The following is a 26,709-nucleotide window of genomic DNA, read 5'->3' as shown; positions in this document are numbered from 1 at the left end:
AGTTATGGAGATCACCCTGTTACGCGGATCGCGCCCCGGCTGGCCGAAGCTGTACAGCTGCTCCAGGTAAGTGATGTTTACGCCGGTTTCCTCGCGTAACTCGCGCTGAATGGCTTCTTCTAACGATTCATGATCAGCCACCAAACCACCCGGCAATGCCCAGCTATTTTTAAAAGGCTCGATATTGCGTTTGATGAGCAGTACGGACAACCCCTCCTTCGAGGTATATCCAAATACTACCGCATCAACGGCAACCTTTATATTTTGGGTGACTGGCATAATACAAAGGTATGGATTAACATTCCCCAGCCCAAATACTTGTTTTTAAAACCAACGTGTTATATTAGCTTATTGGTAGGGCAAAATATAGCGCTGCCAGTACCTTTTACCTTAACCAGATCAATGCGTTTAAAACAAAAGTTACCTGTTAGCTACCTGCTTTTCACTTTTAACGGACGGATATCACGCGGTGTTTACTGGACCGCTGCCATATTTTACTGGTGCACGTTTTATATATTATATAATGCCCTGCTGTTTGGCATTGGTGCGGGGGCAACCTTTGTGCTTTATCCGCTTTTATTTTGGATCATCATAGCAACCTCAACCAAGCGCCTGCATGACAGGGGGCGCTCAGGATATTGGCTGCTGGCTGTTCTTGTGCCGGTTTTTGGTCCGCTGTGGCTTATTTATTTGCTCGGCTTCAGAAAGGGGAGCCCTGAAGGTAATTATTATGGCACGGTGCCGGGCGTAGCTGCCGACTATCTTAAAAACGATAACGGCCGGGAAATTCCACACTTAAAAACTGAAGAGCGCATTATTGATGATGTTACGCGCCTTAATCCCGTATTGGTTTCAAAAATATTACGGCCCAAATCAGTTGAGGAGTTGTGCCAGATGGTAAAGGAAACCAAGGGGACTATATCCATAGGGGGAGGCCGCTTTAGTATGGGCGGGCAAACCGCGAGCGCGCAAAGTGTACATATTGATATGCGCGGCATGAACCGGGTGCTTGATTATTCAGCAAAACAAAAGCTGATAACAGTTGAAGCAGGCATGCGCTGGTGCGATATTCAGCAGCATATCGATGCCGACGATCTGAGTGTTAAGATCATGCAAACCTATGCCAATTTTACTGTGGGCGGCGCGTTAAGCGTAAATGCACATGGGCGCTATATGGGTATGGGGCCGGTTGTACTTTCGGTGCGTTCTATTGATGTTGTTTTGGCCGATGGCTCGCTGGTACATGCTTCCCTTACCGAAAATAAAGATGTGTTTTTTGGAGCGATAGGAGGATACAACGCCATTGGAATTATTGCACAGGCACAGCTTGAACTGGCCGATAACCTCGCCATAAAAAGAATTGATAAAAAAATGCGGGTTGAAGAATATAAAACCTATTTCTTCAAAAATATCAGGGAAAATCCGAAAGCTGTATTTCACAATGGCGATATTTATCCGCCTAAGTACAAAAGATTGCGTGCGGTTACCTGGCAGGAAACGGATGAGAAACCCACGGTTAAAACCAGGTTGATGCCGCTTAAGGAATCATACCCGCTTGAGCGGTACTTTCTATGGTCGTTTACGGAAACGCCCTTGGGCAAATGGAGGCGCGAGTTCATTATTGATCCCTTGCTGTTCCGCGGTAAAAAGATCCATTGGCGTAATTACGAGGCGGGTTACGATGTGGCCGAACTGGAACCCCGCTCACGTACCGATAGTACTTATGTGCTATTGGAGTATTTTGTACCCGTGCAGCGCTTCGAAGAATTTGAAGCTGCCATGGCCGAGATCTTTATCCGCTTTAATGTGAACGTGCTTAACGTTTCCATCAGGCATGCCAAAGCCGATCCGGGTACTTATATGGCCTGGGCCCGTGAAGAGGTTTTTGCTTTTGTAGTATACTATAAACAACGTACTGATGAAGCCTCGAAGCATGCTGTAGCCGTATGGACGCGTGAACTGGCCGATGCCGTAATAGGGGTTAACGGGGCTTATTACCTGCCTTACCAGGTGCACCCAACCGCCGGTCAATTTCATAAAGCATATCCCAATGCTCAAAAACTGTTCGATCTGAAAGCTAAGCTCGACCCGCAAAACCGGTTCAGGAATACTTTGTGGGATACCTATTATAAACCTTTAAACATGCAAAACAATGGCTAATACTGCATCGGCATTTAAAGCCGTATTTAACGATACCAAATGGAGCGACGATTTTTACCGCTTTTTACAGGTGATATTTCATTTATATCCCGAAGATAAATTTCACCAGCTTATCAGGCAGGAAATAGCAGTAAACAATACCGATGAGGAGATATACAAGGCTGTTCAGGGTAAGCTTTCAACTATCAAGCCTTTCCTTTCGGAGCTTACCTACGCTTTGCCTGCCCTTAAAAAGCAGAAAAAAGAAATAGCCCGGCAAACGCTCGGCTTGCTTGGTGATAGGAAGCTGATTGACGGTTATGTGGAGATAGGCTCAACAGGCCGGTATATCAGCCAGCTAAGAAAAGAAATAAAAGTTACCGGTCCTGTTTACCTCATTAATGATCTCGCCCCAACCAATTCGCCGGGAGATATTATGGAGCGGGGACAATTGGGTAAACTGGGCACTTTTATAGATATTAATAGTTATGAGCCTATCGGTGCAATTGCCGAAAACAGCGTTGATGTTGTAACCTGTTACATAGGCTTGCACCATTGCCCTGTAGCCAGGCTTGATGGTTTTGTCGCGTCGATATACCGCGTCCTGAGGCCCGGAGGTTCGTTTATTATCAGGGATCATGATGTTAAGTCGGCGGAGATGGCGACGTTTGTTTCGCTGGTGCATACAGTTTTTAACGTGGGGCTTAATGAAACCCTCGACTTTGAAAAAAAGGATTTCAAGAACTTTAAGTCGGCCGATGAATGGGCGACCATAATATCAAAAGCAGGATTTAAGGATGCCGGTAAACGGATCCTCCAGGACAAAGACCCATCAGATAATACTTTAATGCTATTTACAAAATAAACACATATGCGCAGGCTCAGGATCTTAACCCTTATTTCGGTAGTACTTGCTGTTATTGTGTTCAATATCAAAAACAGGAAGCCTTCAACTATCCCCGCCGGGAAGGGGCTGTTGGTGGATAAGGCCTGGCTTGCCGGTAATGCTCATCCGCTTACGCCGCAAAAAGATGTGCGACCGCCTGATCAAACTTTTCTCACTTTCCCTGAGTGGTTCCTGGTTTTTAGTCCGGCAGAGCAAGCGGCTTATTTTAAAACGCATACCTCCACCACTTTTCCGTATATGAAGCATGTTGATCAGATGTGGGGGAGCTATGGTGTGGTTTACGATCAAATAAAAGGCAATTACCCGTTCAACACAGGTTATCATGTTATGATCATGGTTATTGCAGGCAGCACAACCGTTGAGTATAGCATCAAATCGTTTTATGAAACTATTGTGGGAAGCGTAACTAATACTTCGCCCGGAGCCGACATGACCGATGAGGATAAATTTAACGCTGATTACGAACAAAGCTATGTTAAGTTCATTGAAGACCTGCCCTGGTATCAATATGATTTTAATCATCAGCTTAAAACATTATGGACAGGTATATCGCTTGCGGGGCCGCATATACTGCGTAAGCTTGAGCGGCGATATTATCTCACTACCGAGCTCATGATAAAAAGCGGTTACGGCTGGCTTATTGGTTTAGGTACGCAATCTGCTTATGGTACAGCTTTATTGAACACTAAAGTTATTTTTAATAAGATACCGGAGGGTGGAGCTACTTTTCCGGGAGCGTTAAAACTGGCTAACGGTATGCTTATGGCCGATTTACCCCGTTATGCGCGGTTTAATACCGAGGCATCAAAGCTGGCCTCATCAGGTTTTAATTTCGAAGAGATTGCGGGTAATAAAGGTGCCATTATGCTTACCGTACTTACCGGTAAACCGCTAAATAGCAGCGATGATTTTAAACTGTTATTTACCCAGCCCATTATAACTACACCAGGCATCAACAGAATAGCACTGGTTACCACAGTTGGTAATTTGAGCGGTTTGTTAAGGCAATTGCAGGCTCAGCATATCACCGTTGAACATATTTATGATTATTGAGGTTGATGATATTTCTCAATCTAACAAAACCAGTGTATCAAATACCATTTCCCTATGTTTTATTACCGAATCAAGTTTATTGTAGTTTTTTAGATGTGAAGTATTGAAGAAAATATCACTTGTATTTTGGTGGTAAATTTCCATGATCTTCCGGGCAATGGCTGTGTCTTTCTTGTGCTCATAGCTTTTACACAGGCAATGTGCCAACCTATTTTCTGCCGCGCGGTTTACATCGCCGTCCGATCCTGCCTCTTCGGTAATGTAATAATACTTTATAGTGCAATTCTTGAATGATACAGCATGCTCTGATCGTCTGTCAATATAGTTACATAGGTTATAAATGGCAAGGCCTGATACTATTAATAGTATTACAACTAATGTCCATTTTCTCTCATCCATTACAATTTTAGCCATGGCTTATATTTTATTATTTATACCCCGACATCAGAAAGGTAACCTATTGTTAAGATTTAGGTAATGTTTTATCTTTATAATAATATTTTCATATGTATTATATGGTGGGATATACAACCTGATCTCTAACCAGAAACCTCTGATCTCTCACTTCAATCATTCATTTCGTTCATTATTCATTCATCGTTCACTTTGTTCATAACCGTTCATTATCAATATAAAACGGCTTTTGTGAGTTAACTTTCGGTCAAATTAGTAGCACATAAATTTTGCCCTGATCATTGAGCTGCTTATTATTTCTACTTATGGAACTGATAGCTTTATCATGATTATTGGCATTTTAATAAAATGTTGATATGGATAAATTGGACCTTTTAGCTGACAAGCTCGATTTTGTTTACAAAAAGGAGGAAGCCCCCGGCGATGTCCGAAGCCTCGTCGCCATCTGCCTTAATTACTGGTACCTTTTCTGCCTTGGTATAGTAGTATGCGTTGTTGCTACTTTTATATACATCCAGTACGAGCCAAGTAAATGGAATGTCAGCAGCAAAATTATTGTTGAGGACGAAAAAAACTCGCCTACCAAGGCCCTTACTAACGGTGTAAATTCTGATCTGGCTTCGTTGTTCGATATCAAGAGCAATGCCGATAATGAAGTTAAGGTACTTAAATCGCGGAGCCTCCTTAAGCGGGTGGTGTATCTGCTCGATCTTAACATCCATATTTATGATAATAACGGCTTCCGCAAAGCCGAGGTGTTTGACGACAGTCCTTTTAAAATCAATATAGGCTACAAAACCGATAAGCTTGTGCTGGCCAATTATACTTTAGAGGTACTGAACAGCAATACATTCAGGCTGGCAAATGATAAAGAGTCGGAGGGGATTACCGGTACTTTTGATAAACCGATAAGCTTACGGCAGTATAACTTAACCTTCCACAAAACGCAATACTTTAAACCCGAAGGCGAATATAAGATCAGGATCCAAACCCCTAAACAAATTGAAAAAGAGCTGGATGAAAACCTTGGCGTTGGTTTGGATGACAAGCAAGCCACCGTTATTGACCTAAACCTGAGCTACAATAACCCGGAACGCGGGCGGGTGATACTCCAGAAGCTGATGGACGTTTATTTGCAAAATAACCTGGCCAACAAGATCCGCATTGCCGATAGCACCATGAAGTTTATTGACAAACGCCTGGTAGTTGTTGGTGCAGAGCTGGGTAAGGTTGAAAAGAACCTGGAGCAATACAAAGTTCAAAACAAGATCTCGGATATCAACGCGCAATCAAAAGCGCTGATTGAAGGCGCTAATTCATACCAAAGTAAACTGAATGATAACGAGGTACAGCTGGCCATTGCCAATGATCTTTATAAATATGTAAACGATGCCGGTAACCCGCAGGTAGTGCCAAGCTCGTTAATTACCAAGGATATGGCCTTTGGTACTGCCATAAACGGCTATAATGAAATGCTGCTGCGCAAGGAGCAATTACGGATGACACTTACCGACAACAGCGTGATCATCAAAAACCTCGATCAGCAAATTGAACTGGCCCGCCAGGCATTGGTAACCAGTCTCAGCAATTACCGCAATAGTCTGCAGGTATCACAATCGGCATTTAAAAAACAAAACGCAACCATTGAAGATAAAATTACCAACGCACCGGTAAAAGAGCGCATCTATTTGGATTATGCACGTGAGCAAAGCCTTAAACAGGATTTGTACCTGTTCCTGCTGCAAAAACGTGAGGAAACGGCTATATCGCAAACAGCAACACTTTCCAGCTGCCGTATTTTGGATGATGCCGATGCCGACGAAAAACCTTTCGCACCTAAAAAATCACTATTGTATCTTATTGGCGCAATTGCCGGGATCTGTATCCCGGCAGCTGGGCTTAGTGTTAAAGAGTTGCTGAACACCCGCATCAACACTAAGGCCGATATTGATAAACATACCAGCGTGCCTTTATTTGGCGAGATAAGCCGCGGTGATAAGCGTTCAAAGTCATTGGTTTATAACGACGCACGCTCAACGGTGGCTGAAGAGATCAGGGCGCTGCGTACCAGTTTAAAGTACGTTACGGATAATAAAAAAGGATCAAACGTGATCATGTTCACCTCAAGCATGAGCGGCGAGGGTAAATCATTCATTTCGCTTAACCTGGGTAATTCCATAGCGCTTACAGGCAAAAAGGTTGTGTTGCTTGAGCTTGATCTGCGCAAACCCAAACTGCTTAAAAACATAGGTGGTATGAAAGATGAGTATGGCTTCACAAACTATGTAATATCGCCCGAAGGCTGTGTCGACTGTCTTGTTAAGCCATTTGAAAGTAACCCAAATTTCTTCTACATATCTTCAGGCCCCGTACCGCCTAATCCGGCCGAGCTGCTGATGGACGAAAGGCTTAAAACGCTGATCAATGACCTGAAGAAAAAGTTTGATTACGTGATCATCGATACCGCACCGGTAGGCCTGGTATCTGACGCGCTCATCATTGAAGAGTTTGTTGATGTTACTTTTTATGTGGTAAGGCAAAATTATACCCTCAAAACACAGCTGGGTATTGTAAATGATCTGCATCGCACCAAAAAAGCCAAGCACATGTACCTGATAGTGAATGATATTGAAATGCGTACCAATACCATTACAGGCTACGGACACGGCTATGGCAGCTATGGTTACGGCTCACCTGATGAAGATAGCAGCAGCAAGGTGGCAGACTGGCTCCGGAAAATAAAAATGAACGTTTGGTAAAATAAGATTCTTCTTGATCTGCTTTAAATCCCCCTAAACCCCATTTTATGTTGCAGGTATTAACAGTTGGTATTAGCCGTTTTTTTAACAAAGGACACGAACGCTCGGTAAGGGCGCGGAAGAATATTTTCCGTTCAATAGTATTGAAAGGTGGAAGTGTGGCTATTACGCTGATCATGATCCCGCTTACCATCAGGTACGTAAATCCTACCCAATACGGTATCTGGCTTACCTTAAGCTCGCTGATAACCTGGGCTGCCTTGTTTGATATGGGTTTGGGTAATGGCCTCAAGAATAAACTGGCGCAGGCCATAGCCCTAAATGAGCCCGAAAAGGGCCGGGTTTACATCAGCTCAACTTATGCCATTATGAGTGTTATCGGGCTGCTCATGTTCGCGGTTTTCTACTTTGTTAATCCTTATATCAAATGGACAAGCATTTTAAATGTACCTGATGATGGCAGCGGCTATCTGAATAAAATTGTACTCATCATATTCGGCTTCTTTTGCTTTCAGTTTGTGGTACAGCTCATTAATACCGTGCTGGCTGCCAACCAGGAGCCGGCAAAAACAGCACAGCTAAATCTTGTTGGACAGGTGCTTTCGCTACTGGCCATATTAATATTGATGAAATTGGTGCCGGGTTCATTAACCTGGCTGGTGATGGTGATGGCGGGTGTGCCTTTGTTAGTAATGCTTGGGGGAAGTATGCTAATATTTAAAGGCGATTACAGGTTACTGGCACCCGCCATCAGCGTAGTAAATTTTAAAAGCGCGAAGCAAATGCTTGGCGTTGGGAGTACGTTTTTCATTATCCAGATCTGTGCCCTGGTGATGTACGAGTCGGATAATATTGTTATCACCCAGTTGTTTGGCCCCAAGGAGGTTACTACGTTCAATATCGCCTATAAATTGTTTTCGGTAGTGCTGATGTTTTTTGTGGTGGTGATTACGCCTTTCTGGAGCGCGTTTACAGAGGCTTACACTAAAAACGAGTACGAGTGGATCAAAAATGCGCTTACTAAAATAAACAAGCTTTGGCTTGGCCTTAGTTTGTGTACAGTGGCGCTCACAGCGCTATCGCCCTGGCTGTATGATGTGTGGGTAGGTAAAAGCATTTCGGTGCCGCTGAGCCTTTCCATAGCCATGTGCATTTACATTATAACGCTGATATGGCAGGCTATCCATGTGCAGTTTCTGAATGGCATAGGTAAAATAAAACTACAGCTGTACCTGGGGATAGCCACATCGGTAATTAATATTCCGTTATCTATCTTTTTGGGCAAGCTTATCGGTGTGGCAGGCGTTCCGCTGGCTAATGCCATCATTTTTGTGGTGATGGGTATTGTGTTTTCAAGCCAGACCAATCGCATTATTAACCGTACGGCAACCGGGGTATTTAACAAATAAGGAGATCAGTAAAATGACACCAAGTTATATCATCAGGAAATTTTACAGGGCCTTAAGGGTGATTTACTTTAAGTCGGCCCGAAGCTATTCGCATGTGGTAACTACGTTTAAATTCTGGTTAAACAATGTAGACTATCATAAAGATTTCACCGGTTACGGCATCCCTATCCTTGATATTAATATGAAGGGGAAGTTTACTATCGGCAAAAAATTCTGGTTTAACAGCGGTAAATACCATGCCATGGGTGGGCGGCAGCAGCAATGCTATTTCGTGGTAGCAGCCGGAGGGGAGTTAAGTATTGGCGACCATGTAGGCTGCACCTCGGTAGCCTTCATTTGCCACGATAAGATCAAGATAGGCAACCATGTGAAAATAGGGATCAATACCGTGATCTATGATACCGATTTTCATTCACTGTATGCCGAAGCCCGTAATGATATCCCCGAACGCCTGGATGGATTGCGCACCAAGCCAGTGATCATTAAAGACGGGGCTTTTATAGGCGGGCATACAACTATACTGAAAGGGGTAACCATCGGCAAAAATTCGATAGTGGGGGCCGGTTCAGTAGTTTTTCAGAGTATTCCTGATGAGCAGATCTGGGCCGGGAACCCCGCGGTTTATATACGTGATACTTATAAAATGGAGTTGGAAACATGCAGCAGGTAAATCAAACTGTATACGCCCTTTTATTTTTGGTGATGGTGCTGGCATCGTTCTTCCACATGCAGGCACCTGTACTGGGGCTGGCTGTGCTTATTATTTTGCCCCCTGTAAAGCACCAGTTTGCCGCTATCAAAATGGCCGGGGTATTTGCTGTTTTATTTATACCTGCCATGTTGGGTTTAATAGCCGGTTATCAAAACAGCACTTACTTAATCTTTAAAGATTTTTATTATTTCTCGATACCGATACTATTCACGCTTGCAGGTATTATGCTGGCGAGGCGCATTGATGTTGAACTGTTCCTGAAAACGGTTGTTATAGCCGGCGTGCTGGTTTCTATTCTTGTTACAGGTATTTCGATATCATACATGGGGGTAGGAGCTTTAACAGATCCTTATTCGGCCCATTACGCTATCGGTATTGTGGGCACGCCTGCGCCGCCAATAGCATTTGCCTGCTTATTGTTTACCTGGAAGTTTGATGTCAGGCTGTTCCAGCACAATTTGTTCAGGCTGTTTTTAGGTATCAATGGCTTCGGTATTTACATGTTTGCATCGCGCACCTATCTCATTATTACCCTGTGTTTCGTGCTGTTGCTTATTGCCGACAGGGTAAAGCGGGTATGGGTCTTCCCGGTGATATTTTTGCTGGGGCTGTTTGTTATCGTGGTCCCTTTTATTACGGTAAGCGTAAGTTCAGACAGTACATTCCTGAACAAGATCATGGGCTCATTTAACGAAGTGAGCGTAGGTAATTTCAATACCGAACAGGATATCAACCTTCGCTACCATGGCTACGAATCATTCATGGCCTTTAAAGGCTACCTGGACGGAGGCTTGCGCGATTGGGTATTTGGTGGCCTGGGCAAGCTTATCGACTTAAAAACATTCGTACACCTGGGCGAGGATGCCGATTTTCAGTATATCCCGGTTTTGCATAATGGTTGGCTTTATATCCTGGTAAAAACAGGGGCCGTTGGCGTATTGGTTTATTTGAGCATTTTTTTCGGCCTCATCGTAACCAAATGGCGCTCATATGCCGATGTGCAGGGCAAGCCGGTCATTCGCATTTTTTCGGCTCTTATTATTGGTTGCGTGTTGAGTTTGGTGCTTACCAATTATATCGTAACGGCCTTTTTTAATATGGAAATGAGCATAGTTATGGTATTGCTTGGTTACAGCTACCTGAACGTACATGTGCTGATGCACAAATTAAAGATCAGGCAGCAGGTTGCAGAATTTCAATTGGCAGGTTTAAATATTTAATAAAGATAGGATATGGAGCAAATTTACAAACCGCAAAAAGTAACCATTGTCACGGTTGTTTACAACGCTGTAAATACCATTGAGGGTACTATACAAAGCGTTATCAACCAAACTTATAAAAACCTGGAATATATCATTGTCGATGGCGGTTCCACAGATGGTACGCTGCAGGTCATCGAAAAATACCGCAGCCGGATAGATCGCTTTATAAGCGAGCCTGATAAAGGCATTGGCGATGGATTTAACAAGGGCATCTCAATGGCCAATGGCGAGTGGATAGGCATGATCAATGCCGACGACTGGTACGCTGAGGATGCTGTGGAGAACATGATGCTCAATATATCAAAGGATGATTTTGTGTGTTGCGGTAATATCAGGTTGATAGGTGGTAACGGTACCGAGCGCGATAAAAAAAGCAAGGTTGGCTGGCTTAACTTCGGGATGTACATTATGCACCCGAGCTGTTTTGTTCGGAGGAGTGTATATCTCAACGTGGGGAACTATGATATAGGGCTGCGGATAGCTATGGACTTTGATATGTTTTTACGGATCAAAAGATTTGGTTACAGCATAAAATATATCAATAAAGTGATCGCCTACATGCGTACTGATGGCGTGAGTAACGATACAGCTAAAATGCACCGTGAAGAGCTAAAGGTAATGCGCAGGCACCTTCGCGGGTTTGATTATCTGTTATCGTACCTGTTTAATTACCTGAACCGGTTGCGCTGGCGGTTTTTTTATAAAGATCCCTTCAGAAAACCAATGACTTTACAAGCATAGCATATGAATAAAAATATACTTATATCGGCTTATGCAATATCGCCCAGTAAAGGTTCAGAATACGGCGCCGCCTGGAATACGGTCATGAACCTTTCTACGCGGCACAAATTATGGGTGCTCTATGGCATGTCTGACGATCATATGGGCGACACACAAACCATGCGTAGGTATTTGTTAGAAAACAAGGTTGATAATGTGACTTTTATTGAGGTACAGCCTGGTTTTTTTGCCCGGACCATTAACCTGCTCAATAAAGCAGGTTTGGGTTGGTTCTTTTACTTCGCCTATTATTTATGGCAAAAGGAAGCATATAAGGCTGCTCAAAAACTACTGGAAACTGTTGATATTGATGTTGTACATCAGCTCGGCCCTATCGGCTACCGCGAACCTGGTTTTTTATACAAATTGGGTAAACCAACAGTATGGGGGCCTATCGGCGGGATGATGGTTATTGATGAGCGTTTAATGCGGAATAAACCATTGACCACCCGGATTAAATTCACGCTTAAAAATATCATTAACTGGGTACAGCTTGGCTATTCGCCACGCATAAAGAAAGCATTTGAACAAGCTGATGTATTGATCTCGGCAACTAAAACCGGGCAGCAAACTATCTCGAACAGGTTCGGCCGTGATAGTTATTACCTGTCTGAACAGGGTATCATAGGCGAAATATCATTGAACGAAACAAAGTTTGACAGTGATATCGTGAAATTGGTATGGTGCGGCACCCACATCGAGCGGAAAAACCTGCAGCTATGTCTTGATGCTTTGGCTTATGTAAAAAATGAAAACTGGCAGCTTAATGTGCTGGGAACCGGGCCGCTTACCGGTAAACTAAAGCAGTACGCTGCCAAATTGGATTTACAGGATAAAATTATATGGCATGGGCACCTAAACCGTACCGCAGCCATGAGTATGATGGCAGCATCTCACCTGCACATCATTACCAGCATAGCGGAGGATAACCCTGCCGTGGTTTTTGAAGCCATGAGCTGCGGTGTTCCTTCGCTTACTATTGATCATCATGGCATGGGCGATGTAATATGCAGTAAATGTGGTATTAAAGTTCAGGTTGATGAATACCCGGTAATGGTAAAAAGCATAGCAGCAAACTTGAACGAGCTGCTTGCTAAGCCCCAGTTGTTAAAAATCCTGGCGCAAACCACAATTGCCTATGCCGCCGCTTTTAAGTGGGATAAACGCTTGGATACGCTGGATGATATATATACAAAAGCCATCAGGTTGCACGAGCAGAGTGCAGCTTACCTGGTAGCCAATGAAAACTTAATTGTTTTATAATATGAGTAACCGGGACTTGAAAATACGGGTTGGAATAGATGCAAAGTGGTATTTTGACGGTCCGCCGAGCGGTCACATGGTGGTAAAAAACCTGGTGGATGAAATTATTCGCGCCGATGATGATCGTTTTGAACTATGTCTTTTCCTGGTAAGTAAAAACAAGGCCAGGGCCCAGACACATTTTCCAGCCCATGTAAAACTCATCTTTTTGCCTGGTATCCCCAATTTATTATCAAACCTGTTCCTTGTTCCGTTAATGACATGGTTGTATAATATTGAAGTGGTGCTGTTTCAGAATTTTGGCAGTGCGTGGCTTACCGGAGCTTTAAAAATAGCTTATATACATGACGTGCTGTTTCTTGATTATCCGCAATACTATACCAAAACGGAGGTGTCATACTTTAAACAGATGGTCCGTTTTGCGGCTAAGGCAGATCAGATTATTACCATATCCAATTGTGAAAAAGAGCGCATGCAAAAGCATGGCATAAATGCTCCGTTGGGGATCAATGTAGTTTATCACGGAATTAACAGAGCTTTTAGGCCTCTTCATGCTTATAATGAAAATGATATTATAACCCTTGAAGCGAAATACAATCTGCCCGAAAATTACCTGCTGTATGTTGGCAGGGTAAATATTCGCAAAAACCTTACCGGCCTGGTTAGGGCGTTAAATATGCTGAAAAAGTTTGATCTGAAGCTGGTTATAGCCGGAGAACGCGGTGTCTATCCTGAACTTGACGAGTACATAGCTGCAAAACAGCTTGTGGACTATATAATTTTTACCGGGCATGTACCGGAGGCCGATCTGCATTTACTTTACGCGCGGGCAAAGGTGTTTTGTTTTCCATCATATGCCGAGGGCTTTGGCTTACCCCCGCTTGAGGCCATGCAATGTGGTGTTCCGGTTGTGGTTTCAGCCAGAACGGCTATGCCCGAGGTTTGCGGAACTGCAGCCCTTTATGCCAACCCTGATGACGAACGTGAAATTGCCCTTGAAATTGAATTGCTTTTAACCGACCCGGTTTTGTATAATGAAAAAGTATACCAGGGCATTGCCCAGGCACGCAAATTTTCATGGGCAAAAGCCGCGAACGAAATATTAACCTTAATTACTGAAGCTTATGCTGGTAGAGAAAATTATTCGGAAGCTCAAGCGCAACCCCGATTATAAATGGGAAAGCAAGTATACCTTCAGAGATATGGGGGTAATCTTATCAGGCAGGTTTGGCCAGATAATGCGGGGCGGATATACGCGCCTGTTTTTGAAACATGTTGAAGGTCTGCTTTTTATAGGCCGGAATGTGAAAATAAGGCATGCTTACCTTTTCTCGGCCGGTAAAAACCTGATTATCGAGGATAATGTATTCATCAATGCCCTTTCATATGATGGTATAATGGTAAAAGACAATGTGTCTATTGCCCGCAATTGCACATTGGTGGGCACCGGAATTATATCGCAAAAAGGTAAAGGCATAAGCATAGGTAATAACACGGGTATCAATGCCGGCGCTTACCTCGGCGGACAGGGCGGCATTGAAATTGGGGATAATGTGATCATTGGTCCGGGGGTGCAGGTATTTTCTGAAAATCATAATTTCTCGGATCTTAACCTGAATATTAAAGATCAGGGCGTATCCCGTGACGGGGTGATCATCAAAAACGATTGCTGGATAGGGGCCGGGGCTATCATCTTAGCCGGGGTAACTATAGGTAATGGCTGCGTAATAGCTGCCGGGAGCGTGGTTACCCGGTCGGTTGATAATGATTCGGTAGTGGCCGGTGTACCGGGAAAAGTTTTGAAAAACCGTAAGGTGATCAGTGTAGGCAAGGTGGCATAGCACTATAAAAGAATTTCGATTCGACATGAATATAACCGAACAAAATATAATGCATGTATCAACAGACGAAGCGCCAGCTGTTGTGGCAACGCCGTTTGAAAAATTAAAGGGTTCTTTTATTTATATGATCTGTGGTATAATCGGTTATCTCCCTTTTCATACCCTGCGGATCTTTTGTTTACGTGTTTTGAAAGCAAAAGTGGGTAAGCGTACCGGTATTTATCGCCGGTTTGAGGTAAGGCGGCCACGGCTTTTAACCATCGGGAATAGTTCAGTTATTGGTCACGGGGCATTGCTTGATGCGCGTTGCGGTTTAACTATCGGTGATAATGTTAACCTGAGTAACGAGGTGATGATCTGGACTTTACATCATGATTATAACGATAGTAACTTTGCGCAAACCGGTGCCCCGGTTACCATTGGCAACTATGCCTGGATCTGCTCGCGGGCGGTAATTTTACCGGGTGTTACTATTGGTGAGGGGGCTGTAGTTGCTGCCGGCGCCGTTGTTACCCGTGATGTTGCACCATACACGGTAGTGGGCGGGGTGCCCGCTAAACCTATCGCCAAAAGGAACGAACATCTGAATTATGATCTGGGCGATGCTATTTTGCCAATTATCTGATGATCAATATTTCCAGGTAATATTTTCTTTAAGCACCCGCATCGGGTTCCCGCCAAAAATACTTTTCTCCCCAACCAGTTTTTTAGTAACTAATGATCCGGCCGCAATGATACTTCCGTTTGGTAAGTTGGCCCCTTTTAAAATCGTACAACGGCAGCCCACCCAAACATTATCGCCAATAACAACCTCTTTGGGGTGATTAAAAACCTGTCCGTTTTCATCAAAAATATGATGAAAGTCGGTATCCATTACCAGGCTTTCCCAACTAATGCCGCTATTGTTGCCAATGGTTATTTTCTTTTCGGCCACCAAGGCGCACTCGGTGCTCATGTTAAAGTTTTCGCCAAAAATGAGCTGCCCGCTTTCGCCAACATTTATTTTACAGCCGTGCATAATGAAGGCGCGACCGTTAAAAACTACTTCTCCAAAAACTTGCCAAACACCCCGGGCCCTTTTAAAATCAGAGATCCCAACTTTACCGTAACCAATTTGTATCAGTGCAGTTTTGATGGGGCCGTTTATGGTGATCTTTCCCTTTGTTTCGTGAAGATAAATGTTGTTTGAAATTAAAACCGGCAGCTTTATGGCTGTTTTAAACGGAAAGTATTTGAAATTAAAAACAATGGTTTTCAGGTTGATACGCGAAAGCAGTTTTAGTGTTTTGCTCATTTATTAAATAAGGTTAAATGGCTGTGAACTTATTTAAATATACATACTTATTTCTCAATCTCCAGTCCAGCCCCTCATGTTAAAAATCAGCACCCCGGAGCTTTGGTTTGCAGAGGGCTAAAGATACATAAAATGCTTGTTAAATAATAACTTTATAATAGTATTATTATGGATTTATTATTTTATTGCTGTTTGTTTTGTTCACATCTGTTCATCCCGTTCATTCCGTTCATGTACCTTCAAAAAGTATCAAAATTGCCTTTTTGTGCGTAATATTAGTCATTCGTTAGTTCTTGAGCCGGACTTTAAAACGGTTATTAAAGCTAATATATTAAAAACTAATATTTATATAATATCAAAATTTTGGCTTATGCGTATTGCTATTATCGGAACCAGAGGTATCCCAAATCATTACGGTGGTTTTGAACAATGTGCCGAATATTTATCGGTTGGTTTAGTAAAAAAGGGTTATGAAGTTGTGGTTTACAACTCGCATAATCATCCGTACCAGCAAAAGGAATGGAATGGCGTTGAGATACGGCATTGTTATGATCCCGAATGTAAGCTGGGTACCATAGGTCAGTTTTTTTACGATCTTAATTGTATCAGGGATCTGCGGAAAAGCAATTTTGATATTATACTCCAGTTAGGCTATACCAGCAGTTCGGTTTGGTCATGGCTTTTTCCTCGCAATTCGGTAGTTACTACCAACATGGATGGGCTGGAATGGAAACGGGCTAAATATTCAAAGCCGGTACAGCGCTTTTTGCACTTTGCCGAAAAGCTTGCCGTGAAGCACAGCGACCACCTCATAGCCGATTCGCCCGAGATACAGCGTTATCTGGCAAACAAGTATAAAAAGGAAGCGACATTTATCCCTTACGGTGCCGGACTGTTTGAAAACCCAAGCCTGGAAATACTGGAGGATTATGATATTAAGGTTCATGGGTATGATATGCTGATTGCAAGGATGGAACCCGAAAACAGCATTGAAACTATACTTGACGGCGTGGTAAGAGCCGACAGGGACAGGCCATTCCTGGTGGTTGGTAATACAGCCAATGATTTTGGCGAGTATCTGAAACTGAAATTCGCACCTTTTAATAAAATAAGGTTTGTGGGCGGTGTTTATGATATGGGGAAGCTTAACAACCTGCGTTACTATTCAAACCTGTATTTCCACGGGCATACGGTTGGCGGTACAAACCCCTCTTTACTTGAGGCTATGGCTTCAAATGGCCTTGTTTGTTCGCACGATAATAAATTTAACCGCGCGGTGCTTGGGGACGATGCCTTTTACTTTAGTACAGCTATGGACGTAGCCGAACATCTTCGGGCTGTAAACAAGAATGATAAGGCATATGAACACTTTTTGGTCAATAATACGGATAAGATCAAAACGGTTTATACCTGTGAAAATATAGTGAACTCTTATGCCAGCCATTTCGAAAGCATAAAACTGGACACTGTAAAAACACAACCGGTACTACCAGGAAAAATGGAAGTTGCACTATTTCTGGAGAACGCTTAAACAACAACCCAATTTTATTCCCCCAATAAAAAAATGATCAACTGTAATTTCCCCCTGCCATTTAAATTGATTTTAGTGGCGTTTTTGATGCTGAGTTTTTGCAGCTCATGTTCTTACAAACAAAATCAGGCTTTCCTTGAAAAGAAAGATGCAACCTCGCCGATAGCTGGCTTCACAGGTAATGCGGAGGTATATAAAATAAAGCCGCAGGATGTTTTGCAGGTGCGTAACCTGCAAAACATTAAATACATAGTTGATGATATCCCGACAGGAGCAGGTGCGGCTCCTTCGTCATCAGGTGGCGGTGCTGCTGCTGTGGGGCAAAGTTATGAAGTGGCCGAAGATGGTACCGTTGCACTGCCGGTGATTGGCCGGGTAAAGGTTGATGGTTTATCAAGGCTGGAAGCGGCCAATAAAATTCAGGACCTGTACGGCAAAAATCTCATCAAAAATCCCATTATTGATGTCAAGATCATTAACCTTAAAGTTACGGTACTTGGCGAAGTAAGGCGGCCGGGTAATTATCAGTTGATTAAGGATAATGCCAGTTTAATTGATATGCTTGGCGAGGCCGGCGGCATTACCGATAAAGGGAATGAAAAACGGGTTAAAATTGTACGCGGCGGGATAGTTAACCCGCAGATCATGGAGGTGGATCTGAGCGATGTAGCCTCGTTATCAAGTCCGGCCATGATGATGCAAAACAACGATGTTATATATATTGAGCAAAACAGGAAATCGTTACGGAATGAAAAACTGCAGAATTTTTCGACCTTGATACAGCCTATATTGCTGCTGCTTAACTCGGCACTTATTATAACAACGATAAAGTAGGGCTCATTTCTTAAGACGCCGTTTGAATTTAATTGTTTTAAAATGTAGAGACGCATCACATGCGTCTCCCGCATGCAAATTCTGGAGTTGATGATTACACGGCGGCTTGGCCTACGGGAGACGCATGTGATGCGTCTCTACGTAAAAACTTCTCAAACAACCTTCATCAATTTTAAACAACTTCTAAAATCTTTCAACGCCCGGCAATTGCTGCCGGGCGTTTTCGTTTGAGACAATTGAATAAATGAACTGACAAAAAATATCGGTAGGTTAGCCATGTTTACAGATGGCGAATATTTAAAAGTTTTTTTATTTAAAAATTTTCTTGTAAATATGCCTCACCAATCAGTAAACCGATTTACTGCCCACTTATGGTCCACGAAAAGGAATATCAAATGTGGCCTGATGCCCGGCTATTGGAGCAAATAAGGCTTGATGACCGTAAGGCATTTGAAATTCTGTACCATAAATATTCGTCGAAATTGTTTTACGCCGCTTATAACCTTTTCAGGGATAAGGATGTTTGTGAAGACCTGGTACAGGAATTATTTATCGACCTGTGGACAAAGCGTAATCAATTAAACATTACTTCGCTTGAAGCCTACCTTAAAGTAGCCATCAGGCATAGGGTGTTATTTTATCTGCGCACTAAAAAAGCTTCTGTTGATCTTGCTGTGATTGAAACACTGGTTGAAAAATATTCGGCTGATAGTAAGCTGTTTCAGGATGATATTGCTCATTTACTGGAAGATGGCGTGGCACAACTCCCCGAAAAATGCAGACAGATCTTTACCCTGAGCCGTAAGGAATATCTCAGCAATAAAGAAATAGCTGCCCGGCTAAACATCTCCATAAAAACTGTCGAAAACCAGATCACTATTGCTTTACGGTATTTGCGTACCGGTTTAACTGATTATCTGCCATCGGTAGTAGCGCTGCTGTTGCTGCATATGTTTGGTAAATAAACCCTCGCCAAAAAATATTTTCAATTGCTTTGGGGGGTACCCCGGTTTATTGCATCCTGCAATTATAAACCATGGCAAAGTTCCCTTTCAGAAAAAAACAATCCGGTGCAAATGACAGGCATTTGCAGGAAGAGCTTGTAAATAAGTATTTCGATGAGCTTGATCTCAGCAACGTACAAAACGAAGCCGGTGATGAGGTGGAATTTAATGCCGATGGTGTATACAGCAAGATCAATGCTGCTTTAGATAATGCAGAGAAGAAGAACCCTGGTAAATCGAAAAAATGGATGGTTGCTGCCTCGCTTCTCGCGGGTTTATGTATTTCAATAACGGCAGCCTATCATTATCGTTATGCCCTGCTTGATCGTTTGGATCCTATCGCCAACAAGCAATTGGTTGCTGCTAACGGGCAAACCGTAAATTTTACCCTTGCCGATGGTACCAAAATATGGTTAAATGCAGGCAGTAAGCTTACCTATCCTGAAACTTTCAGAGGCGAAAAACGCGAAATTAAGCTTGAAGGCGAGGCTTTCCTCGATGTTGCCCATGACCCAACCAAAGCCTTCATTGTACACACCGGGCAGGTGAGCACGCAGGTATTGGGTACCAGTTTTAATATAAAAGCCTACGCTAGCGAACGCTTTATTAAGGTTGATGTTTTGAGCGGCAAGGTAGGGGTGGTTACACCTGCTGGTAGGGCTAAAAGTACAACCACATTTTTAACCCCTGCCGAAGAGGTTGTGTTTAATAAAGATGGCTTATCGGTCACCAAAAATAAACAGGTTGATGTGAACGCATTAAGCAGCTGGAAGGACGGAGAGCTGGTATTTAAAAACATGGCATTGACCGAGGTGCTCAACACCATTAACCGCCATTTCAATGTAACCGTAAAGGCCGATGTTAACCTGGTGCGATGCTCTATTACGGCTAATTTCACCAACGTTTCGCTGGAAAACATCATGAAGATCATTTCGAAACTGGTAAAAGGCAAGGCGGTGCAAAAAGGCTCGGTTTACCAGCTAAAGGGGCGGGGGTGCTAACATAAAACCAATTAATAAAAGAGATATACCAATTATCAGTTAACCTAAATAACAAGCTATGATAACATAAATACATTAAAAAACCCTGCTCAAAAGGGATTTTGACAGGGTTAAACTAAAATGCCGGGTTATTAATAAGTGCAGCGTTTAGAGGTCCAATTCAGAACGAAACACTTGAATTTCAAACACTTTAATTTTCTCAAATCTATGAATATATCTCTATTTTCAAATGGAGTAATTCGTCATGTATTAATATTAATGAAAATTACCTCGCTTGTCTGCTTTGTTGTTTGCCTCATGTGCTTTACGGCCGTGGCAAACAACTCGTTCGGGCAAAAATTCCTGGAGGTATCGGTTACGCTCAAGCTTAAAAATGCCAAACTAACCGATGCGCTGGATAAGATCTCGAACGAAAAGCATATCAAATTTGCTTACGCCGATAATGTACTTAAACCAACTTATGTTGTAAGCCTTAAGGTTAAAGACAAAAGTATAAAGGAAGTACTTGATCAGGTATTGACTCCCTTTAACCTCAGCTATAAGGTCATTGACGATGTTATTGTTATTGATGAAAAGCCCGAGATTGAAAGCAATACGGGAGGGATTGAGCATGGTCCCAGGCAACCCATCAAAATTAAAGGTAAAGTTACCGACGAAAACAACTTAGTTATACCCGGCGCAAGCGTGCGGGTTAAAGGCACCACCATAGGCACGGTAACCGATATTAATGGTAATTATACTATTGATGTGCCGGATGCCAATGGAACCCTTGTATTTAACTTTATAGGATATGCAGCTAAAGAGCAGCCTATTGGCAATGAAGCCACAATAAATGTGCAGCTGGTTCCCGAACGTACTTCACTTAACGAGGTGGTGGTAGTAGGTTATGGTACCCAGCGGCGTTCAAACGTGATAGGTGCGGTAGATCAGATTAGTGCAAAAGCAATTGAATCAAAACCCTCCATAAACTTAACGCAGGCTTTACAGGGCACCTCGCCCAATCTTATTATACAACAAACCAGCTCCGAACCCGGAGCCTATGCCAACGTGAACATTCGCGGGGTAAGTACACTTAATGATAACACGCCCCTGGTGGTTATTGACGGTATTACCGGTGGCGATATCAACCTGCTTAATCCTCTGGATATTGAAAGTGTTTCGGTATTGAAAGATGCCGGTTCGGCAGCTATTTATGGTTCGCGTTCGGCCAATGGGGTTATTTTGGTTACCACCAAAAAAGGTAAAAATAACTCGCGTACTACCGTAAATTATAACGGACAAGCCGGTATCCAGTCGCCGCATGTGGGTTATAAACCGGTACACAGTTATGAAAATGCCATTTTACGTAACGAGGCTATGGTTAATGCCGGTTTACAGCCAATTTATAGTCCGCAGGATATCAGGAACTTTCAACAGCAGGGCGATCAGCAATGGTTTTTAGATGCCATTTTAAAAGATTCATGGCAGCAAAGCCATAACCTGAGCTTAACGGGCGGTAATGCTACCACCTCGTTCCTGGTATCTGCCGGGGTAACCGATCAGCGCAGCAATCTTGTTGGGCCTGATTATGGTTTAAGGCGCTATAACTACCGCATGAACCTAACCAGCAACTACGGTAAGTTAAAGCTCACAAGTATCCTTGCCTATTCACGCTCTGAGATCAGGGAACATTCCTACAATACCGGCACTTTAATTGTTGATGCAGGCCGTACACCAACCTATTATAAAATTAAAGATGATCAGGGCCGCTACCTCACTAACGATGTATTAACGGAATTTAATCCGCTGGGTATATTGGAGCAGGGCGGCTACCGTACCCATGATGATGATAACCTGTTGGGCAACTTAAATGCCGAACTATCGGTTACCAAAGATTTTAAACTGAAAGCTGTTTTTGGTGGCAGGTTATTGTCCGATCACCAGTTTACCCGCGTTAAGCAGGTGAATTTTTATCCATCCGGAACTTACGGGGCAGATCGTAACACCAATGATGATAATAACAAAACCTTGTTCACCAATACGCAGTTACTGGCCGAGTTTGCCAAAACTTTCAACAAATCGCACAATGTTGACGTATTGGTAGGTGTGGCTAACGAATCTACCACGGCTAAGCAAAACAGCATCCACCTTAAATATACCGATCCAGAGTTAGGAACACCAACCACCGGTACTATTATTGATCCGGCTACTTCATCAGCATCTAATAACGGAACTACCGAAACAAGCCTTAATTCATTATTTGGCAGGGCAAACTATTCGTACCAAAATAAGTATTACGGTGAGTTTGATTTTCGTGTAGATGCTTCGTCAAAATTTGCACCTCAAAACCGCGGTGCTTTCTTCCCGTCGGTATCGGGTGGCTACCGCCTTACCGAAGAGCGGTTTATGCAAAACTACCGTAACAATATCGGCGATCTGAAATTGCGTGCATCATACGGTATTTTGGGTAACCAAAGCGTTAGCGATTACCAGTATCTGCGTACTTACGGCCCCTTCCAAAATGCCTATGGCTTTAACAACTCGGGTGTGGGTGGCACAGCCATATCCTTTGCCAATCCCGATCTTCGGTGGGAGCGTGCTGCAACACTTAACATAGGTGTTGATGCCGGTTTCCTGAAAAATAGTTTAACTGTTGCTATAGACTACTTTAATAAAACCACTCGCGATATCCTGCTGCCGCCCATTGTGCCGGGAACGTTTGGTGCCGGGTTGCCAAGCTACAACGCGGGTAAAGTACAAAACCACGGCTGGGAGCTAACAGTTAACTACTACCTCACTACGCAAAACTTTAAGCACTCTTTTAGCTTCAACGTGGCCGACAGCAAAAACAAGGTGCTTTACCTTGAAGGCGGTGATCAGCTGAAAAGCTATGATGAGATGCAGGTGATCAATCGCGTAGGCTTGCCTATAGGCTCATATGTAGCTTTAAAACGTGATGGTTATTTTCAAAACCTGGATGATATTAAAAACGGACCTAAACCAACCGGCTTAACCGTATCACCGGGCGATAACCGTTATGTGGATGTTAATGGCGATGGCGTAATTGATGATAACGACAAGTTTGTTTTCGGTAGCCCATTCCCGCGCTTAACTTTTGGGTTTACTTATAATGTAAGTTACAAAGGGTTTGACTTTAACCTGTTTTTACAGGGTGTAGGTAAACGCAGTATGTTTATCCGCGGTGAGCAGGTTGAACCTTTTCACGTAAACTATTCGCAGGTTATCTATCAGCACGAGCTTGATTTCTGGACACCTCAAAACCCGGATGCCCGTTTCCCGAGGCTTGCGGCCAGCGGCAGTCAATCAAACGAAAACAACTTCAGGCGCGGTTCAGATATGTATTTGTTTGATGGTAAGTACCTGCGCGTAAAAAACGTACAGGTGGGTTATACACTTCCAAATGCATGGGCAAAATTGCTGGGCTTACAAAAACTGAGGGCTTATGTATCGGGCCAAAACCTGCTTACGTTTTCGGGCGTGAAGTTTATCGATCCTGAATCGACTGAATTTAACAGCAACCTGGGGGCAGGGGGCGCTAACAGTGCTCGTGCTTACCCAACGCCAATTTACTATGGTTTTGGTTTAGATGTTACCCTATAATACTATCCATCATGAAAAAATATTCGACATATAAAACCGCCTTTTTAGTGTTACTGGCCAGTATATCGGCCTGTAAAAAGCTCGATCTGGCGCCCACCAATAAGTTTACCGATGGCAACTTCTGGACAACCACCGAAAAGGCCACTGCAGTTCTTAATACAGCCTACTCGCAAATGTTTAGCAACGACTATTTCTTCTATAATGAAGGAGCGTCGGATAATGCGTACAATGGTCGTGGAGATAACCAGGGTGCGGCATCGCTTGCTGCAGGTACTTACGATCCATCATTGGGACGGATCAAACAGGAGTGGGGCTTCCATTACAGCGGTATAAAAACCTGTAACATCTTTTTAGAGAATGTAGACAGGGTAACTGCCATGGATGCAACGCTCAAAGCCCGCATGAAAGCTGAGGCAAGGTTTATCCGGGCTTTCCATTACTTTATGCTTGAAACCTGGTGGGGCGATGTGCCTTTGTTTGATAAAGACATCAGCATTGATCAATCAAAAAGCATTGCCCGTACCCCAAAAGCACAGGTAGTTGATTTTGTACTGAAAGAGCTTGATGCCGCCACAACTGATTTACCGGTTAATACCGCTTATAAAGATGCCGACAGAGGTCGGATCACCAAAGGTGCTGCTATAGCCTTAAAAGCAAGGGTGCTGCTATATGAAAGCCGCTGGCAGGATTTGGCAACTACCTGCGAAAAGCTGATGAATGATAACAGCAATGGTACCTATAGCCTGTTCCCATCATACGAGGGATTGTTTTTGCCGCAAAATGAGTACAATAGCGAGGTGATCTTTGATCTGGAATTTGTTCCGGATGTGCGCACATACAGCAACTTTTTTGACATGGCGCCGCTTGCGGTTGGTGCCCGTTTAAATGCTCTCGCCCCAACCCAGGAACTGGTTGACAGCTACCTGATGGAAAACGGTAAAAAGATCACCGATGCCGGTTCTGGTTATGACGAAAATAACCCCTATGTAAACCGTGATCCAAGGCTTACCAATACGGTTGTGTACAACGGTTATAAATGGAAAAAGCCGGATAACAGCGTTCAGGTTATTTATACCAAACCGGGCGACGATCCGGGTGCTACTAAGCCTGACGAGTATGCGCCGGGTAAGGTAAGCTCGCCAACCGCTTATTATACCCGTAAATATTACGACCCTTCATCTGCCGTAAATTTTCAATCTGCTTTAAACCTGATCCTGATCCGTTATGCCGATGTGTTGCTCATGTATGCCGAAGCTAAAAATGAACTTGGCCAGCTGGATGCCGGTGTTTGGGATAAAACCATCAAAGCACTGCGTACCCGTGCCGGCTTTACCGATGCTCCTGCATTGAACTTCAGCGCAGCTGGACAGGCCAACTTAAGAGATATTGTGCGCAATGAGCGCCGTGTAGAGCTGGCTATGGAAGGCCTGCGGGTATTTGATATCCGCCGCTGGCATACTGCCGAAACGGTGTTGAACGGCTGGGCTCACGGAGCCAAGTATGGTCCTGCATCGGTTGATAACGGTTACATCAGGGCTAACCTGCGCACTTTTGACAAGGGTAAAAACTACCTGTGGCCAATACCGCGCGATGAGCGTGCCGTTGACCCTAACCTAACTCAAAACCCGGGCTGGTAAATCAATAATTATTTATAAAAAAGACATTATAATCAATTACGATCATGAAAAATATTACATACTGCCTTATGGCGGGCATCATAACCATTTTAATGGTAACAGGCTGTAAAAAGGATAAAACCTTGCAGCATACTCAGGTATCGGCAGTAAACAACCTGTTTGCTCCTGCAAATAACAAATTCATTCAGTTGGAGCCGGTAACTGGCTCGGCCACTTTTGAATGGGCCGAAGCTCATGCCGAAGACAACGGCCTGGTTTTATATGAAGTGGCTTTTGATAAAGAAAGCGGCGATTTCTCGAAACCGATTTATACTATTCCTTCGGATGCTAATGGTTTATACAACAAACTTACCATCTCGTATAAAGACCTGAATAAGGTGGCCGATTTGGCCGGGATCCAGCCGCAGGCTACCGGTAAATTGAAATGGACAGTAATGTCATCAAAAGGCATTAACGTGGTTAAGGCAACTACTTCAAGCATTATTGAAGTTCAGCGTGCGGCCGGCTTTACCGATATTCCTGCCGATCTGTACCTAACCGGTTCAGCTACTGAAGGTGGTGAAGACTTAAGTAAAGCCGTACACTTTAAACAGACCGCCGCTGGTGTATTTGAAGCCTGGACATCAATAAAAGCGGGTACCTATCACTTCGCCGAACGTAACACAGGCACACCTGCTACTTATTCAATAGATGGCATCAAACTGCTGAAAGATGGGGCTACCACCGTAACCGGGGCTACTAAGGTTGAGCGTATTGTAGTCGATTTTACTTCGGCATCAGCTACTATAACCGAAGTAACCGAGGTTGGTCTTTGGTTTGCTGCCGATAATAAAGTCTGGTTCCCGCTGCCTTACAAAGCAGGTGGTAAATGGGAAATTGATAATGCTTCTATCGTTTTCCACCAGGAGTCATGGGGTAGGGATGAGCGTTATAAATTCCGCTTTGCCTTAAAAGATGCAGCCGGTAATGCTTCCGTTCAGTTTTACGGTAGTAAAAACTCAGATAACAGTCGCCCGGATGCCAATACGGCCAAATCATTTTGGTATATGGTGCCTGTGAACGATTCGCAGTATGATTTCAGTTTTAAGTTTACCGGGGCAGCCGACAATCACAACGCCGATATCGTAGTTGATTTTAGTGCTGATGCAGCTGCTTACACCCACATTGTTACTGTTAAATAATATTAACCACGCCCTGCCGCTATGCTGTTAAACGCATGGCGGCAGGTTGATGATAAAAGATATTTTATGAAAAATAAGCTATTCAATA

22 protein-coding genes are annotated in these 26,709 nt (G+C 43.5%); 19 read left to right on the top strand and 3 right to left on the bottom strand.

Annotation, left to right across the window (positions count from 1 at the left end; translation table 11 throughout):
* Positions 1 to 279, bottom strand: a 279-nt coding sequence (locus VF500_RS05370) for an NUDIX hydrolase (protein ID WP_330858690.1), incomplete at its 3' end; no start/stop codon positions are given.
* A 123-nt stretch (positions 280 to 402) separates the two neighbouring features.
* Here VF500_RS05370 and VF500_RS05365 point away from each other — a divergent pair.
* Genes VF500_RS05365 through VF500_RS05355 form a run of 3 tightly spaced genes read left to right on the top strand, consistent with a single transcriptional unit; the run spans position 403 to position 4,099 of the window.
* Positions 403 to 2,160, top strand: coding sequence for an FAD-binding protein (locus VF500_RS05365; protein ID WP_330858689.1), 1,758 nt, complete (start codon positions 403 to 405; stop codon positions 2,158 to 2,160).
* Positions 2,153 to 3,004: a methyltransferase domain-containing protein gene (locus VF500_RS05360; protein WP_330858688.1), complete on the top strand. Its 852-nt coding sequence runs from the start codon at positions 2,153 to 2,155 to the stop codon at positions 3,002 to 3,004. The genes VF500_RS05365 and VF500_RS05360 overlap by 8 nt, the downstream gene beginning before the upstream one ends.
* 6 nt (positions 3,005 to 3,010) lie before the next feature.
* Positions 3,011 to 4,099, top strand: a complete 1,089-nt coding sequence (locus VF500_RS05355) for a hypothetical protein (protein ID WP_330858687.1) — start codon at positions 3,011 to 3,013, stop codon at positions 4,097 to 4,099.
* A 15-nt stretch (positions 4,100 to 4,114) separates the two neighbouring features.
* Here VF500_RS05355 and VF500_RS05350 read toward each other — a convergent pair whose 3' ends face one another.
* Entirely contained in the window at positions 4,115 to 4,513 is a 399-nt protein-coding gene (locus tag VF500_RS05350; RefSeq protein WP_330858686.1) for a hypothetical protein, read from the bottom strand.
* A gap of 356 nt (positions 4,514 to 4,869) precedes the next feature.
* On the opposite strand from VF500_RS05350, the gene VF500_RS05345 reads away from it, so the two are divergent.
* The 9 genes from VF500_RS05345 to VF500_RS05305 are packed head-to-tail and all read left to right on the top strand — an operon-like array spanning position 4,870 to position 15,164.
* Entirely contained in the window at positions 4,870 to 7,272 is a 2,403-nt protein-coding gene (locus VF500_RS05345; protein ID WP_330858685.1) for a GumC family protein, read from the top strand.
* A 47-nt stretch (positions 7,273 to 7,319) separates the two neighbouring features.
* The gene (locus VF500_RS05340) at positions 7,320 to 8,681 is read left to right on the top strand and encodes a lipopolysaccharide biosynthesis protein (RefSeq protein ID WP_330858684.1); all 1,362 of its coding nucleotides are present in this window, start codon (positions 7,320 to 7,322) and stop codon (positions 8,679 to 8,681) included.
* Positions 8,682 to 8,694: 13 nt separating this feature from the next.
* Positions 8,695 to 9,351 (top strand): acyltransferase, encoded by a 657-nt coding sequence (locus VF500_RS05335; RefSeq protein WP_330858683.1) that lies wholly within the window; start codon positions 8,695 to 8,697, stop codon positions 9,349 to 9,351.
* Positions 9,339 to 10,613 carry a hypothetical protein gene (locus VF500_RS05330; RefSeq protein ID WP_330858682.1) on the top strand — a complete coding sequence of 425 codons (1,275 nt, stop codon included), beginning with the start codon at positions 9,339 to 9,341 and terminating at the stop codon, positions 10,611 to 10,613. Before VF500_RS05335 ends, VF500_RS05330 begins: the two co-directional genes overlap by 13 nt.
* A gap of 12 nt (positions 10,614 to 10,625) precedes the next feature.
* Positions 10,626 to 11,396, top strand: coding sequence for a glycosyltransferase family 2 protein (locus VF500_RS05325; RefSeq protein ID WP_330858681.1), 771 nt, complete (start codon positions 10,626 to 10,628; stop codon positions 11,394 to 11,396).
* A 3-nt stretch (positions 11,397 to 11,399) separates the two neighbouring features.
* Positions 11,400 to 12,698 (top strand): glycosyltransferase family 4 protein, encoded by a 1,299-nt coding sequence (locus VF500_RS05320; protein ID WP_330858680.1) that lies wholly within the window; start codon positions 11,400 to 11,402, stop codon positions 12,696 to 12,698.
* A 1-nt stretch (position 12,699) separates the two neighbouring features.
* Positions 12,700 to 13,872 (top strand): glycosyltransferase family 1 protein, encoded by a 1,173-nt coding sequence (locus tag VF500_RS05315; RefSeq protein ID WP_330858679.1) that lies wholly within the window; start codon positions 12,700 to 12,702, stop codon positions 13,870 to 13,872.
* Entirely contained in the window at positions 13,823 to 14,539 is a 717-nt protein-coding gene (locus tag VF500_RS05310; RefSeq protein ID WP_330858678.1) for an acyltransferase, read from the top strand. The genes VF500_RS05315 and VF500_RS05310 overlap by 50 nt, the downstream gene beginning before the upstream one ends.
* A gap of 49 nt (positions 14,540 to 14,588) precedes the next feature.
* On the top strand, positions 14,589 to 15,164 hold the full coding sequence (locus tag VF500_RS05305) for an acyltransferase (RefSeq protein ID WP_330858677.1): 576 nt from the start codon (positions 14,589 to 14,591) through the stop codon (positions 15,162 to 15,164).
* Positions 15,165 to 15,167: 3 nt separating this feature from the next.
* On the opposite strand, the gene VF500_RS05300 is transcribed toward VF500_RS05305, so the two are convergent.
* The gene (locus tag VF500_RS05300; protein ID WP_330858676.1) at positions 15,168 to 15,833 is read right to left on the bottom strand and encodes an acyltransferase; all 666 of its coding nucleotides are present in this window, start codon (positions 15,831 to 15,833) and stop codon (positions 15,168 to 15,170) included.
* Positions 15,834 to 16,203: 370 nt separating this feature from the next.
* On the opposite strand from VF500_RS05300, the gene VF500_RS05295 reads away from it, so the two are divergent.
* The 7 genes from VF500_RS05295 (at position 16,204) to VF500_RS05265 (ending at position 26,621) form a co-directional block, all read left to right on the top strand.
* Positions 16,204 to 17,364 (top strand): DUF1972 domain-containing protein, encoded by a 1,161-nt coding sequence (locus VF500_RS05295; protein ID WP_330858675.1) that lies wholly within the window; start codon positions 16,204 to 16,206, stop codon positions 17,362 to 17,364.
* Positions 17,365 to 17,397: 33 nt separating this feature from the next.
* Positions 17,398 to 18,198: a polysaccharide biosynthesis/export family protein gene (locus VF500_RS05290; protein WP_330858674.1), complete on the top strand. Its 801-nt coding sequence runs from the start codon at positions 17,398 to 17,400 to the stop codon at positions 18,196 to 18,198.
* A 371-nt stretch (positions 18,199 to 18,569) separates the two neighbouring features.
* On the top strand, positions 18,570 to 19,163 hold the full coding sequence (locus tag VF500_RS05285; protein WP_330858673.1) for an RNA polymerase sigma-70 factor: 594 nt from the start codon (positions 18,570 to 18,572) through the stop codon (positions 19,161 to 19,163).
* A gap of 71 nt (positions 19,164 to 19,234) precedes the next feature.
* Complete coding sequence (locus tag VF500_RS05280) at positions 19,235 to 20,203, top strand: FecR family protein (RefSeq protein WP_330858672.1); 969 nt, start codon at positions 19,235 to 19,237, stop codon at positions 20,201 to 20,203.
* Positions 20,204 to 20,461: 258 nt separating this feature from the next.
* Positions 20,462 to 23,803: a TonB-dependent receptor gene (locus VF500_RS05275; RefSeq protein WP_330858671.1), complete on the top strand. Its 3,342-nt coding sequence runs from the start codon at positions 20,462 to 20,464 to the stop codon at positions 23,801 to 23,803.
* Positions 23,804 to 23,814: 11 nt separating this feature from the next.
* On the top strand, positions 23,815 to 25,440 hold the full coding sequence (locus VF500_RS05270; protein WP_330858670.1) for a RagB/SusD family nutrient uptake outer membrane protein: 1,626 nt from the start codon (positions 23,815 to 23,817) through the stop codon (positions 25,438 to 25,440).
* A 44-nt stretch (positions 25,441 to 25,484) separates the two neighbouring features.
* Positions 25,485 to 26,621, top strand: a complete 1,137-nt coding sequence (locus tag VF500_RS05265; protein ID WP_330858669.1) for a SusE domain-containing protein — start codon at positions 25,485 to 25,487, stop codon at positions 26,619 to 26,621.
* The last annotated feature ends 88 nt before the right edge of the window (positions 26,622 to 26,709 follow it).

The sequence above is a fragment of the Mucilaginibacter sp. genome, assembly GCF_036383575.1.
GTDB lineage: Bacteria > Bacteroidota > Bacteroidia > Sphingobacteriales > Sphingobacteriaceae > Mucilaginibacter.
This window is presented reverse-complemented; position numbering and strand designations above follow the sequence as displayed.